This window comes from Enterobacter sp. JJBC, assembly GCF_036936505.1.
Classification (GTDB): Bacteria; Pseudomonadota; Gammaproteobacteria; order Enterobacterales; family Enterobacteriaceae; genus Enterobacter; species Enterobacter hormaechei_C.
The window spans coordinates 4,354,037-4,368,614 of the sequence record NZ_CP136935.1 but is presented as its reverse complement, the minus strand read 5'-3'; the positions used below and the strand labels follow the sequence as shown (position 1 = coordinate 4,368,614).

Annotated in this window: 9 protein-coding genes, 1 tRNA gene and 3 rRNA genes; 5 read left to right on the top strand and 8 right to left on the bottom strand. The window is 51.6% G+C overall.

Annotated features, from left to right (window positions below; translation table 11 throughout):
- The first annotated feature begins 109 nt into the window (after positions 1 to 109).
- From RY075_RS20965 to rrf (RY075_RS20950), 4 genes are all read left to right on the top strand, one after another.
- Positions 110 to 3,015 (top strand): 23S ribosomal RNA (locus RY075_RS20965).
- Between the two features lie 70 nt (positions 3,016 to 3,085).
- Positions 3,086 to 3,201, top strand: a 5S ribosomal RNA gene (rrf, locus tag RY075_RS20960).
- A gap of 14 nt (positions 3,202 to 3,215) precedes the next feature.
- Positions 3,216 to 3,291: transfer RNA gene (locus RY075_RS20955), tRNA-Thr, on the top strand.
- Positions 3,292 to 3,334: 43 nt separating this feature from the next.
- Positions 3,335 to 3,450 (top strand): 5S ribosomal RNA (rrf, locus tag RY075_RS20950).
- A gap of 340 nt (positions 3,451 to 3,790) precedes the next feature.
- Here rrf (RY075_RS20950) and RY075_RS20945 read toward each other — a convergent pair.
- The 3 genes from RY075_RS20945 to RY075_RS20935 form a co-directional block, all read right to left on the bottom strand.
- Positions 3,791 to 4,012: a lipoprotein gene (locus RY075_RS20945; protein ID WP_003860364.1), complete on the bottom strand. Its 222-nt coding sequence runs from the start codon at positions 4,010 to 4,012 to the stop codon at positions 3,791 to 3,793.
- A 248-nt stretch (positions 4,013 to 4,260) separates the two neighbouring features.
- Positions 4,261 to 7,374 (bottom strand): efflux RND transporter permease subunit, encoded by a 3,114-nt coding sequence (locus tag RY075_RS20940; RefSeq protein WP_232967673.1) that lies wholly within the window; start codon positions 7,372 to 7,374, stop codon positions 4,261 to 4,263.
- 11 nt (positions 7,375 to 7,385) lie between these two features.
- Entirely contained in the window at positions 7,386 to 8,525 is a 1,140-nt protein-coding gene (locus tag RY075_RS20935; protein ID WP_032660585.1) for an efflux RND transporter periplasmic adaptor subunit, read from the bottom strand.
- Between the two features lie 398 nt (positions 8,526 to 8,923).
- On the opposite strand from RY075_RS20935, the gene envR reads away from it, so the two are divergent.
- A complete protein-coding gene (gene envR / locus RY075_RS20930; protein WP_302378268.1) occupies positions 8,924 to 9,571 on the top strand; it encodes an acrEF/envCD operon transcriptional regulator in 648 nt (215 codons plus the stop codon).
- On the opposite strand, the gene RY075_RS20925 is transcribed toward envR, so the two are convergent.
- The 5 genes from RY075_RS20925 to RY075_RS20905 form a co-directional block, all read right to left on the bottom strand.
- Complete coding sequence (locus RY075_RS20925) at positions 9,566 to 11,650, bottom strand: bifunctional diguanylate cyclase/phosphodiesterase (protein ID WP_003860371.1); 2,085 nt, start codon at positions 11,648 to 11,650, stop codon at positions 9,566 to 9,568. The two genes, envR and RY075_RS20925, sit on opposite strands and share 6 nt — an antisense overlap.
- Before the next feature lie 140 nt (positions 11,651 to 11,790).
- Positions 11,791 to 11,955: a DUF2556 family protein gene (locus tag RY075_RS20920; RefSeq protein ID WP_003860373.1), complete on the bottom strand. Its 165-nt coding sequence runs from the start codon at positions 11,953 to 11,955 to the stop codon at positions 11,791 to 11,793.
- Between the two features lie 178 nt (positions 11,956 to 12,133).
- Positions 12,134 to 12,430, bottom strand: a complete 297-nt coding sequence (gene fis, locus RY075_RS20915; protein ID WP_000462905.1) for a DNA-binding transcriptional regulator Fis — start codon at positions 12,428 to 12,430, stop codon at positions 12,134 to 12,136.
- A 23-nt stretch (positions 12,431 to 12,453) separates the two neighbouring features.
- On the bottom strand, positions 12,454 to 13,419 hold the full coding sequence (gene dusB / locus RY075_RS20910; protein ID WP_022651936.1) for a tRNA dihydrouridine synthase DusB: 966 nt from the start codon (positions 13,417 to 13,419) through the stop codon (positions 12,454 to 12,456).
- Positions 13,420 to 13,748: 329 nt separating this feature from the next.
- Entirely contained in the window at positions 13,749 to 14,489 is a 741-nt protein-coding gene (locus tag RY075_RS20905) for a carbonic anhydrase family protein (protein ID WP_109948887.1), read from the bottom strand.
- Positions 14,490 to 14,578: the final 89 nt, after the last annotated feature.

Below are 14,578 nucleotides of genomic sequence, written 5' to 3'. Positions count from 1 at the left end.
GCTCTTTAAAAATCTGGATCAAGCTGAAAATTGAAACGACACACAGCTCATGTGTGTTCGAGTCTCTCAAATTTTCGCAACCATGAAGTGAAACATCTTCGGGTTGTGAGGTTAAGCGACTAAGCGTACACGGTGGATGCCCTGGCAGTCAGAGGCGATGAAGGACGTGCTAATCTGCGAAAAGCGCCGGCGAGGTGATATGAACCTTTGACCCGGCGATGTCCGAATGGGGAAACCCAGTGTGTTCCGACACACTATCGTTAACTGAATACATAGGTTAACGAGGCGAACCGGGGGAACTGAAACATCTAAGTACCCCGAGGAAAAGAAATCAACCGAGATTCCCCCAGTAGCGGCGAGCGAACGGGGAGCAGCCCGGAGTCTGAATCAGCTTGTGTGTTAGTGGAACGGTCTGGAAAGTCCGACGGTACAGGGTGATAGTCCCGTACACGAAAATGCACATGCTGTGAACTCGAAGAGTAGGGCGGGACACGTGGTATCCTGTCTGAATATGGGGGGACCATCCTCCAAGGCTAAATACTCCTGACTGACCGATAGTGAACCAGTACCGTGAGGGAAAGGCGAAAAGAACCCCGGCGAGGGGAGTGAAAAAGAACCTGAAACCGTGTACGTACAAGCAGTGGGAGCCTCTTTATGGGGTGACTGCGTACCTTTTGTATAATGGGTCAGCGACTTATATTCTGTAGCAAGGTTAACCGTATAGGGGAGCCGAAGGGAAACCGAGTCTTAACTGGGCGTTAAGTTGCAGGGTATAGACCCGAAACCCGGTGATCTAGCCATGGGCAGGTTGAAGGTTGGGTAACACTAACTGGAGGACCGAACCGACTAATGTTGAAAAATTAGCGGATGACCTGTGGCTGGGGGTGAAAGGCCAATCAAACCGGGAGATAGCTGGTTCTCCCCGAAAGCTATTTAGGTAGCGCCTCGTGAACTCATCTTCGGGGGTAGAGCACTGTTTCGGCTAGGGGGCCATCCCGGCTTACCAACCCGATGCAAACTACGAATACCGAAGAATGTTATCACGGGAGACACACGGCGGGTGCTAACGTCCGTCGTGAAGAGGGAAACAACCCAGACCGCCAGCTAAGGTCCCAAAGTCATGGTTAAGTGGGAAACGATGTGGGAAGGCACAGACAGCCAGGATGTTGGCTTAGAAGCAGCCATCATTTAAAGAAAGCGTAATAGCTCACTGGTCGAGTCGGCCTGCGCGGAAGATGTAACGGGGCTAAACCATGCACCGAAGCTGCGGCAGCGACGCTTATGCGTTGTTGGGTAGGGGAGCGTTCTGTAAGCCGTTGAAGGTGTGCTGTGAGGCATGCTGGAGGTATCAGAAGTGCGAATGCTGACATAAGTAACGATAAAGCGGGTGAAAAGCCCGCTCGCCGGAAGACCAAGGGTTCCTGTCCAACGTTAATCGGGGCAGGGTGAGTCGACCCCTAAGGCGAGGCCGAAAGGCGTAGTCGATGGGAAACAGGTTAATATTCCTGTACTTGGTGTTACTGCGAAGGGGGGACGGAGAAGGCTATGTCAGCCGGGCGACGGTTGTCCCGGTTTAAGCATGTAGGCGGAGGTTCCAGGTAAATCCGGTACCTTGTTAACGCTGAGGTGTGATGACGAGGCACTACGGTGCTGAAGTGATAAATGCCCTGCTTCCAGGAAAAGCCTCTAAGCATCAGGTAACACGAAATCGTACCCCAAACCGACACAGGTGGTCAGGTAGAGAATACCAAGGCGCTTGAGAGAACTCGGGTGAAGGAACTAGGCAAAATGGTGCCGTAACTTCGGGAGAAGGCACGCTGATATGTAGGTGAAGTCCCTGCGGACGGAGCTGAAATCAGTCGAAGATACCAGCTGGCTGCAACTGTTTATTAAAAACACAGCACTGTGCAAACACGAAAGTGGACGTATACGGTGTGACGCCTGCCCGGTGCCGGAAGGTTAATTGATGGGGTCAGCGGCAACGCGAAGCTCTTGATCGAAGCCCCGGTAAACGGCGGCCGTAACTATAACGGTCCTAAGGTAGCGAAATTCCTTGTCGGGTAAGTTCCGACCTGCACGAATGGCGTAATGATGGCCAGGCTGTCTCCACCCGAGACTCAGTGAAATTGAACTCGCTGTGAAGATGCAGTGTACCCGCGGCAAGACGGAAAGACCCCGTGAACCTTTACTATAGCTTGACACTGAACACTGGTCCTTGATGTGTAGGATAGGTGGGAGGCTTTGAAGCGTGGACGCCAGTCTGCGTGGAGCCATCCTTGAAATACCACCCTTTAATGGCTGGTGTTCTAACGTAGACCCGTGATCCGGGTTGCGGACAGTGTCTGGTGGGTAGTTTGACTGGGGCGGTCTCCTCCCAAAGAGTAACGGAGGAGCACGAAGGTTGGCTAATCCTGGTCGGACATCAGGAGGTTAGTGCAATGGCATAAGCCAGCTTGACTGCGAGCGTGACGGCGCGAGCAGGTGCGAAAGCAGGTCATAGTGATCCGGTGGTTCTGAATGGAAGGGCCATCGCTCAACGGATAAAAGGTACTCCGGGGATAACAGGCTGATACCGCCCAAGAGTTCATATCGACGGCGGTGTTTGGCACCTCGATGTCGGCTCATCACATCCTGGGGCTGAAGTAGGTCCCAAGGGTATGGCTGTTCGCCATTTAAAGTGGTACGCGAGCTGGGTTTAGAACGTCGTGAGACAGTTCGGTCCCTATCTGCCGTGGGCGCTGGAGAATTGAGGGGGGCTGCTCCTAGTACGAGAGGACCGGAGTGGACGCATCACTGGTGTTCGGGTTGTCATGCCAATGGCACTGCCCGGTAGCTAAATGCGGAAGAGATAAGTGCTGAAAGCATCTAAGCACGAAACTTGCCCCGAGATGAGTTCTCCCTGAGACTTTAAGTCTCCTGAAGGAACGTTGAAGACGACGACGTTGATAGGTCGGGTGTGTAAGCGCAGCGATGCGTTGAGCTAACCGATACTAATGAACCGTGAGGCTTAACCTTACAACGCCGAAGGTGTTTTGGCGAAGAGACAGACACGATTTTCAGCCTGATACAGATTAAACAGAATTTGCCTGGCGGCTTTAGCGCGGTGGTCCCACCTGACCCCATGCCGAACTCAGAAGTGAAACGCCGTAGCGCCGATGGTAGTGTGGGGTCTCCCCATGTGAGAGTAGGGAACTGCCAGGCATCAAATTTAGCGTGCTGATATGGCTCAGTTGGTAGAGCGCACCCTTGGTAAGGGTGAGGTCCCCAGTTCGACTCTGGGTATCAGCACCACTTTATACTTAGGTTAAAGTTCGGCAAGAAGTAAAAGAATTTGTCTGGCGGCTTTAGCGCGGTGGTCCCACCTGACCCCATGCCGAACTCAGAAGTGAAACGCCGTAGCGCCGATGGTAGTGTGGGGTCTCCCCATGTGAGAGTAGGGAACTGCCAGACATCAAACAAGTAGAAAGGCCATCCGAAAGGATGGCCTTTTTGCGTTATATCTCCAGCTAAACCAATTCCCTCATTCGATGTTCTCACTGGTGCCGTTAATACCCTACGGACGTAGCGCTTTACCGTACTGAAACTGTAGTTGTGAAATGCATTCTGCTGGCTCGCAGTAGTGTTAAATGAATTAAATGTTATGCCAAATGCTGTACAGGTAAGGGATATAGCGAGGAGTAAGGTAGCGTATTGAATTTAATTAATATCTGATGTTATTTGCGATGGGGAATATACGTTTCTTATATCAGGCAAAAATAAAAGCGCGGCCATCGCCGCGCTTTTAGAAGCCTTATTTAGTGAGGGCGACAATACCGAGTGTCAGGCCAGCGATTGCTGCGGCGCCACCAGCAATCGCACCTGCTGTTTCCCAGTTATCCTGGGTAGTGCCCTTCATACAGGTATTGGTGTGAACCAGTCGCCCCTGATCGTCGTATACCGGTACACATGGGGAATCGTGCGCGCAACCAGCAAGCAGCGCAGCGAGAAGTGCAACGGAAAGGAATCTTTTCATGATGTTACCTCAATATGATCGCCTATTCGCTAAAGAGCCGATGCGGCAATTAACGAATCGATGATTATTTTACCACCGCACTAATACCATGCAGCACGTGGAATAATCTCAATTTGTGTGGATTGTAAAAATTATGAAGAAAAAAGCGCGGGCAGTAATTATTAATGGAGGAAATGTGAAGAGGGGATGTGTTTTTACATTGTTTTCAGGAAATAAAAAAGGCACCTGAGGTGCCTTTATGATTTTCATTAATCCTTGTGCTTTGTAAATCGTCTCCGGACAACCACAAAGAAAACAGGAACAAAGAATATGGCCAACAGGGTGGCTGAGAGCATCCCGCCCATCACGCCCGTCCCGACCGCATTTTGTGCACCACTACCTGCACCGCTGCTGATGACCAGAGGCATAACACCAAGGATGAATGCCAGGGAAGTCATCAGGATAGGACGCAGACGCATACGCGAGGCTTCAAGCGTGGCTTCGATAATCCCTTTGCCTTCTTTATCCATGAGATCTTTGGCGAACTCAACGATCAGTATGGCGTTCTTGGCTGATAAACCAATTGTTGTAAGCAGACCAACCTGGAAGTAAACGTCATTGTTCAGCCCTCGCATTGATGCAGCCAGAAGCGCACCGATCACCCCCAGAGGCACAACCAGCATGACCGAGAATGGAATTGACCAGCTTTCATAGAGAGCCGCCAGACACAGGAACACCACAATAAGTGAAATGGCGTACAGCGCCGGAGCCTGATTCCCGGAAAGTCGTTCCTGATAAGACATCCCCGTCCAGTCGTAGCCGATGCCGGACGGCAGTTTTGACGCAAGGTTTTCCATCAGCGCCATTGCCTCACCGGTACTTTTGCCTGGTGCAGACTCACCGAGGATCTCCATTGATGGCATCCCATTGTAACGTTCCAGACGCGGTGAACCGTACACCCAGTGAGAGCTGCTAAAGGCAGAGAAAGGCACCATTTCGCCGTTAGCGCTACGCACATACAGGCTGTTAATGTCTCCGGGTAGCATACGGAAGCGAGCATCAGCCTGGACATAAACTTTTTTCACCCGTCCGTGATCGATAAAGTCGTTCACATAGGTGCCACCCAGGGCTGTTGAAATAGTCTGATTGACGTCAGACACGCTCACACCCAGCGCCTGTGCCTTCTCCTGATCGACGTCCAGCTTGAACTGTGGCGTATCTTCCAGTCCGTTAGGACGCACGCGGACCAGTAAGTCAGGATGTTCTCTCACCATGCCCAGCAGCTGGTTACGCGCCTGCGTTAACTGCGTATGCCCCAGGTTTGCCTGGTCTATCAGTTCAAAGTCAAAGCCTGTTGCGGTACCCAGTTCAATAATGGCAGGCAGGTTAAACGGAAATACAAGGCCGTCTTTGATCTGGCTGAACGCTTTCGTCGCGCGGCTGACAATCGCCTCAACGCCGTTTTCCTTGCCCGGACGCTCTTCCCATGGCTTCAGGCTGACGAAAGCGATACCGGAGTTCTGACCCTGTCCGCTAAAACTAAACCCGTTTACGGTAAAGACCGATTCAACGTTCGCTTTCTCTTTTGTCAGGTAATAATCCTGAACCTGATCGAGTACCTGCTGGGTACGCATCTGCGTCGCCCCTGCCGGCAACTGAACCATCGTCATAAACACACCCTGATCCTCTTCCGGCAGGAAGGAGGAAGGCAGGCGCAGGAACAGAACTGCCATGCCGCCGACGATGATGACGTAAACCAGCAGATAGCGGCCGGTCTTACGTAAAATGCCGCTCACGCTGTTGCTGTAGTGCTCCACACTCTTATCAAAGAGCGCGTTAAACCAGCCGAAGAAACCACCTTTCTTTTCATGATGTTCGCTGGAAACCGGTTTGAGCAGCGTTGCACAAAGAGCAGGCGTTAATATCAACGCCACCAGTACCGACAAGGCCATCGCGGAGACAATGGTCAGCGAGAACTGGCGATAGATAGCCCCGGTTGAACCACCAAAGAATGCCATCGGAATAAATACCGCCGAAAGCACCATGGCAATGCCCACCAGAGCGCCCTGGATTTGCTCCATTGACTTCTGCGTCGCCTCTTTTGGCGGCAGCTTGTCCTCAACCATGACGCGTTCTACGTTCTCGACTACCACGATGGCGTCATCGACGAGAAGACCTATCGCCAATACCATCCCGAACATCGTCAGGGTGTTAATGGAGAACCCGAACGCAGCCAGTACCGCAAAGGTGCCCAGTAACACCACGGGAACGGCGATAGTGGGAATAAGCGTTGCCCGCAGGTTTTGCAGGAACAGGTACATCACCAGGAACACGAGAACAATCGCTTCAAACAGCGTCTTCACCACTTCATGGATGGAGATCTTCACGAAAGGTGTGGTGTCGTACGGATACACGACTTTCAGACCCTGAGGGAAGAAGGGCTGCAACTGCGCCAGTTTACTCTTGATGGCGGCAGCGGTATCCAGCGCGTTTGCGCCAGTCGCCAGCTTGATCCCCAGCCCCGTTGCTGCCTGGCCATTGATTTTGGTGACCATGTTGTAGTTTTCGCCACCCAGCTCAATGCGGGCCACGTCTTTCAGGTGGACCATTGAGCCGTCCTGGTTCACCTTCAGCGTCACCCGACCAAACTCCTCCGGCGATTTCAGGCGCGTTTGAGCAATAATTGAGGCGTTCAGTTGCTGCCCGGGTACGGACGGCGTTCCGCCCAACTGGCCCGCAGCAATCTGATCGTTCTGCGTTTTCAGCTGGTTAATAACATCCAGCGGCGTGAGCTGATATTTGTTCATCGCGTTGCTGTCCAGCCAGATGCGCATTGCATACTGGGCACCGAACAGCTGCACGTCACCGACGCCGGAAGTACGGCTGATCGCATCTTTTACGTTAGAAGCAACATAGTCGGAGATATCATCCTGCGTGAGGTTTTTATTGTCCGACACAAAGCCAGCAACCAGCAGGAAGCTGCTGCTGGATTTCTCCACGCCGATCCCCTGCTGCTGCACTTCTTGCGGCAGCAGCGGCATGGCGAGCTGGAGTTTGTTCTGAACCTGCACCTGCGCGATATCAGGATCCGTACCCGACTCGAACGTCAGCGTAATGGTGACGTTACCGGCGGAATCACTGGTGGACGACATGTACATCAAATTATCGATACCGTTCATGTTCTGTTCGATAACCTGAGTTACGGTGTCCTGTACCGTCTGGGCATCAGCGCCAGGGTAGGTTGCTGTCACCGCCACCGCTGGCGGCGCAATGGTCGGATATTGCGCCACCGGCAGTTTTAAAATGGCCAGCCCGCCCGCAATCATCAGAATGATGGCGAGCACCCAGGCGAAAACAGGCCGTTGAATAAAGAAATTAGCCATGTCGTTATTCCTTAACTGGCTGGAGTCGCGGCGGTATCAGGAATAGCCACGACGGTAACGCCAGGGCGAACTTTTTGCAGGCCGCTGATAATGACGCGGTCGCCGTTTTTCAGGCCTTCCGTGATCAGCCAGCGATCGCCAATCGCCTGCGGTGCAACGACAGTGCGCGATTCCACCTGGTTTTTATCGTTTACCACAAGCACGGTGGCATCCCCGCGCGGTGTACGGGTTACCCCCTGCTGGGGAACAAGAATGGCATCAGGCTGTGTACCTTCGTCAATGCGTGCACGGACAAACATACCCGGTAACAGCATGTGCTGAGGGTTAGGGAAGAGGGCGCGAAGGGTGATTGAGCCGGTACTTTCATCTACCGTGACATCAGAGAACTGGAGCGTTCCTTTCAGTGGATAAGGCTGGCCATTTTCCATCAGCAACTCGACGCTGCTGGTGTCTCCCTTTTGCAGGCTCGTCTGCTGCTTCAGACGCATAAAATCGCTGCTGGATTGCGTCACATCGACATAAATGGGATCGAGCTGCTGAACCGTCGCCAGTGCAGTCGACTGACCATTTGTAACCAACGCCCCTTCGGTGACGCTGGATTTACCTATACGCCCGTTGATTGGGGATGTGACTTTGGTATAAGCCAGGTTGATCCGCGCGCTTTCAACGCCAGCCTTCGCGGCAACGACGCTCGCATCCGCCTGCTGGGCGGTTGCCACCGCCTGATCGTACTCCTGCTTGCTCACATATTGCGTACCGACCAGCGGAACGTAACGTTTCACCGTCAGATGAGCGATATTGGCCGCCGCCTGTGCTTTTACCAGTTCACCTTTCGCATTGTCGTAGGCTGCCTGATACGTGGCCGGATCGATCTGATAAAGGGATTCACCCGCTTTGACGTCGCTGCCTTCGGTAAAATTACGGTGCAGAATGATACCACTTACCTGGGGACGAACCTCCGCAACACGATACGCGTCAGTTCTGCCAGGCAATTCTGTCTTTACGGCCAGTGGCGCGCTTTTAACAATATGAACACTGACCTGAGGAGCTTGCGCATGCTGCTGTGGGTTTTCTTGCCCATCGCACCCGGTAAGCAGCGCGGCACAGACAATGAAACCGGATAAGGGTAAGCATCTGAAGTGATTCGTCATTACTGTTCCTTAAACTACCCCTGAACCGATATTTGTCATGAATCGGTGAAAGGGTGTGAGGCAAAAAAAGAAATGTAGCTGCGTATAATAATGAGGGTATTTAATGTTTTTTAATTTATAAGTGCTGATGGAGCTTTTAAAAAGTAAAAATCGGAATCTGACCCAGTGCATTCGACACTCTATTTCTGTCAGGATAATCAACGAAATGCTTTTTGGTGAAAGCTATACATATGTTTTATGTATTTAATATATTCAATTTATTCACGAGGTTTATAAATTAAACGAATTGACTTTTTTTGTGCAAAACTAACACGGATTTTGGTTAATACTTTGTCTGACACGACCACGGCAATATCCTTTGATAACGTATCAATCTTGTAAGTAACGAGTAGCAGGTAATGGCGCGCAAAAAGAAAGAAGAGGCTCAAAAGACCCGCCAGCAGCTGATTGAAGCCGCTATCAGGCTATTCGCGACGCGTGGTGTAGCCAGCACCACGCTTACCGACATTGCCGATGCAGCTCAACTCACTCGCGGGGCGGTTTACTGGCATTTCTCGAGTAAAGCGGAAATATTTAACGCAATATGGGAACAGCAATTGCCGCTGCGTGAAATCATTCGTGACAGGCTAATGCTTTCCGAAAATGACGACCCTTTGTTAATGCTTCGTGAACAATTTATTGTTGCGCTGCAATATATTGCGAGCGAACCCCGACAGTATGCGCTTTTACAAATTCTGTATCATAAGTGTGAATTTCATGACGATGTGATTTCAGAATGTGAAATACGCAAGCGGATCGGTTTAAACGATGATTATCTTCGCAAGACGCTTAAGCGATGCATTGTTCATAACATTATCTCTTCGCAAACTAATATTGAACTGGCGCTGATTGTTTTCCATGCCTTTTTTAGCGGAGTCATTAAAAACTGGTTAATGGATAACACCAGTTTTAATCTGTACAAACAAGCGCCGGCGCTGGTGGATAATATTCTGGCGACACTAAATATCACCCGAGTGGCGCCAGTGGTTTACGATACAGCCTTATGACTGCGCCCGGGGTGGCGACATCTCCCCGTGCTGGCACTGTTCCATAATAGCTTGCGCGGTAATTGGTTTGCCCAGCAGATAACCCTGTAGCGTATTGCATCCCAGTTCTGTCAGGAAGGTCTGCTGCGCTGCGGTTTCGACCCCTTCCGCCACGACCTTCAGATTCAGCGTTTTTGCCAGGGCGACAATCGCCGAGACAATTGTCGCATCTTCGCTCTCTCCACTTAACTCTTTCACAAAAGCGCGATCGATTTTCAACTCGCAGGCGGGAAGCCGCTTAAGATAGAGAAGGCTTGAGTAACCTGTACCAAAATCGTCTATTGAGGCTTTTACTCCCGCATCCGTCAGCGCTGTCAGGACGCGTACGCTTTCGTCCGGATTGCTCATTGCCGTGGTTTCAGTCACCTCCAGGATCAACATGCCGGGCGGCACGCTATGGCGCGTCAGACAATCGAGAACCGTTTTAACCAGCGACGGCTGTTCGAACTGCAACGTAGAAAGATTCACCGCCATTGACCAGTCCGTATGGCCCTGAAGATGCCATTCACGCAGCTGGCGGCAGGCCTCGTCGATTACCCAGTTTCCAATCGGAATAATCAGCCCTGTTTTCTCTGCCAGCGGTAGAAACAGGTCGGGGGAGAGTAATCCCTGTTTGGGATGCTGCCAGCGTAACAGCGCTTCGAACCCGATGACCGGCCCGGCAGGGGCGTGGAATTTAGGTTGATAAAGCAGGCGTAACTCATCACGGTCGATGGCCTGCCACAGATCATTCATCAGCTGTAGATGCGTCTGCGCCAGCGTATTCATTGACGGCTGGAAGAAGTGATAGCCGTTGCGACCCATATGTTTCGTGTGGTACATCGCAGCATCAGCGTTAAACATTAGTTCACGATCGGTTTTGCCATCGTGTGGATAGAGCGCAATGCCAATGCTCAGGGTGACCATCAGTTCGTAAGGATCGAGATGGAACGGGCTATCAATGACGCGCACCAGTGAATTTGCCAGTGAGGCAGCATCATCCGGGGTGGCGGTTTCGGCCAGCAGCACGAATTCATCCCCACCGATACGCGCCAGCGTGTACTGACCTTTCAACTGCAACAGCAAACGCTGAGTCACCGCTACCAGAAGCTTGTCACCGACATCATGACCATAGGCATCGTTGACGGTTTTAAAGCCGTCGAGATCCATAAACATCAGCGCGAAAGGGCTTCCTTCGCGATCGGCCTTGCTGATGGCCTGATCGAGGCGATCCTCAAGCAGAATACGATTGGGTAATCGCGTCAGCGTATCATGCAACGCCAGCTGTGCGAGTTCACGATTAGCTTCTGCCAGTGATGAGGCCAGCAGCGAGGTACGAGCCTGAAGGCGGGCATCAAACATCGACACCAGCAGCGTAATCCCCAGAATAGCGAGCGCGACCACGCTAACCAATATCGCCAGCCAGCTCCCGTTAATGCCATGATGGTGGACCATCGTCGACATCGGAAATTGTGCTGCTTCCATGCCAGCGTAATGCATGCCAGCGATAGCGATGCCCATGGTGATCGCCGCCCCCAGCCGCATCAACGCCATTCGTGCGGCTTCCTGACGTAAACGGAACGTCAGCCAAAGAGCGGCCAGTGAAGCGGCAAGGGCTATGACCACAGAGATAGCCACCCACGTTTTATCCCAGACAATACCCGGTGTGACCTCCAGGGCAGCCATACCGGTGTAGTGCATGGCAACAATGCCCGTTCCCATCACGACGGCGCCAGGCAGCAGCCGGCGCAAACGTAGCTGCTCGCCGCTAACGAGCCACAGGGCAAACATTGACGAGCTAATGGCGATAACCATCGAAAGCACGGTCAGGGCCGCGTTGTAACTCATGCTCATGGAAAGATCCATCGCCAGCATACCGATGAAATGCATCGCCCACACGCCAATCCCCATCGAAACACCGCCACCTGCCAGCCAGACGCGTGCAGCGACGCCCTGGCTTCCGGCAACGCGCGCAGCCATATTCAGTGCGGTATAGGCGGCAAGAATGGCAACAACAAAGGAGATGACTACGAGGATTTGGTTGTATTGGCTAACCAGCATGGTCTGTTCACTCGTGTGAGACGTTAAGCAAGAGCGGTTGGAAAGGGGACAGACATTATCGTCGTCAGGAAATGACGAAAAGTGATTTAAGTCCCTGTTTTTATTGGGTGTTAACAGGGTTTTATACAGGATGGAAGCGGTTAGTCCAGCTCTGAGCAGTTGACCAGTTTAAGCGGGTTCACGGAATTCATATTGCGACATTTATCGGTTTCAGTGCTCATCAGTTCAATCCACTGCATCAGCAGCGCATCGAAAATGAAAACAGAGACAGCAAAAACGACCAGCCACCAGTATTTACGAATCATGTGTCATTCCGCGAAAAGAGAGCCTGTAAGTTGGTGGAAATATACACGAAAAGCGGGCGTTGAAAAGTGGGGAAAGGGAAGGTTTACAAAGCGTTGACGGTTGCTCGCCCGAACGATAAAAAAGGCGCTTCCCCATGCCGAAGAGCGCCTTTTTAAACAAGCACTTAACTGATTAGTATCAGTTCATGCCGTATTTTTTCAGTTTCTTACGCAGGGTACCACGGTTGATGCCCATCATCAGGGCAGCGCGGGTTTGATTACCACGGGTGTATTGCATCACCATGTCCAACAGTGGCTGTTCAACTTCAGCCAGTACCAGCTCATACAGGTCATTAACATCCTGACCGTTCAGTTGAGCAAAATAGTTCTTCAGTGCCTGTTTAACCGAGTCACGCAGGGGCTTTTGAGTCACCTGATCCTGAGAGTTAACGGTAGAAACGGTCAGTACGTCAGAATTTACGCGTTGTTCGAACATAGTTCTGTCAGCTCTTTATTTCATTACGCAAGATTTTCGAAGTATGCCTCCAACGCCTCCAGCTGTTCGCTGGCATCCTCAATGGCGTTGAATGTGCGCCGAAACTGGTCATTTGGAGCGTGCTCCTGGAGATACCAGGAGACGTGTTTACGCGCAATTCGGTACCCTTTTGCCTGGCCATAGTGGTCATGCAATTCCCGAACATGCGAACAAAGCAAGCGCTTGACCTCTGCCAGAGGCAGCGGGGCAAGCAGCTCCCCAGTGTCCAGATAATGCTGGATTTCCCGAAAGATCCAGGGTCTTCCCTGAGCGGCACGTCCTATCATCAGAGCATCAGCTCCCGTATAGTCGAGCACAGCTCTGGCTTTAAGCGGGTCAGTAATGTCGCCATTCGCGATAACCGGAATGGAAACTTTCTGCTTAACTGCCCGAATGCTGTCGTATTCAGCTTCACCGTTGAACAAACAGGCGCGAGTGCGTCCATGAATGGTCAGGGCCTGAATGCCACAGTCTTCGGCCAGTTGGGCAATCTCTACGCAGTTACGGTGTTCCGGCGACCAACCCGTGCGAATCTTCAACGTAACAGGAACGTCCACTGCGCTGACAACCGCCGTCAGGATTGACTTCACCTGGTCGGGGTATTGCAGAAGGGCTGAACCTGCAAGCTTGCGATTCACCTTTTTGGCCGGGCAACCCATATTGATATCAATAATCTGGGCGCCACTTTCCACGTTAATACGCGCGGCATCTGCCATTTCTTCAGGCACGCTTCCGGCAATTTGCACGGTGCGGATACCTGGTTCATCCACGTGCACCATCCGAAGGCGGGACTTGTCGCTTTCCCAAACCTGCGGGTTAGACGACATCATCTCGGAAACGGTTAATCCTGCTCCCATCTCGTAGCACAGCGTCCTGAACGGCCGGTCGGTAATACCTGCCATTGGGGCTGCGATCAGGCGATTTCTGAGCTGGTGGTGTCCGATGCGCATGAGTTAAGAAATGACCATACTGTGACTGCAAGGCGGCGTATATTACGCATTTTTTGCACGAGATGAAAGGCCAAACTTTGAACAATCCTCTGTTGTAGATCAAGGAATCGCCAGTCATTCTTTTGGGATAAGATTATTCGCTATTTAAATCATTGTGTTATGAATAAATGAACATTTTGTGGGCGCTTACAATTTCCCGTAACTTCTCATCATTTCTGAATAAATGGATCAATTGTTCGGGATAATCTGCTGCTATAAGCAGCAGATTATGGCGCTTCTTTGCGATCTGCGTCGCATTTCAGCACAGGATATCAACGTAAAAAATCGACTTATTCAACAACCAGACGGCCATGAAGCCGCTGAACCGGGCGGCTGTTTTCGTGGTGCAGAGTGTGAGTAAATTTTTGCAGCTGTTCAGCAGAGACGGTCAGCGGATGCTTGAGGACCAGCCACGTTACCCCTTCTGAACACGGTGGGGTGGTCAGAGAGCCGCTAAAACGCCAGTAAGTTTTATCCGCGGGCAGTAATTTATTCATATCAAGGGTTGGCTTAATCGTGACGTTCTGGTCAACCTGTCCCGGCATCACGCCCCAGAGTTTATCCAGTTCAGTGTTTGCAGCGCCCTGATCGAACATAACGGCAACGACCGTCAGTTCGCCGTCAGCGTTTTTATGGACCAGATGCATTTCCATTGCGTATTTTTTACCGTGCACCGTGTTTTCGGATGGTGCATGGAAATGGAACTGCTGTAACGTCCAGCGCTGTTTATCAAGCGTGATGCTGTCGCGTGTATCGGCATTTTCACTCGCCTGGATAGTATGGCCGTTATTTGTCAGAATGACCGGGCCGTCGATATAGTGCGTTTCCAGCGGAGAGATGTGGGCTTTGACCGTGTTATCTATGTTGACCGGCGACTGATACATTCCGCTTTTACACGTCTTGTACGCCTCGTCCAGTTCGCCCCAGTGTTCCGGTGCGCCTTCTCCTTGATAGCTCCAGTGTGATGCGTAAGCCGTAGCCGAAATCATGCTCAGCGCCAGCAGCGCTGCCTTGCCTGAAATGTGTTTCATCATATTCTTCCTGTGAATTTTATTATCCAAATCAATAATTAACATTGTGATTTGTGGGGTTATTTTATCGAAGAAAGGAAGAAGGCGGG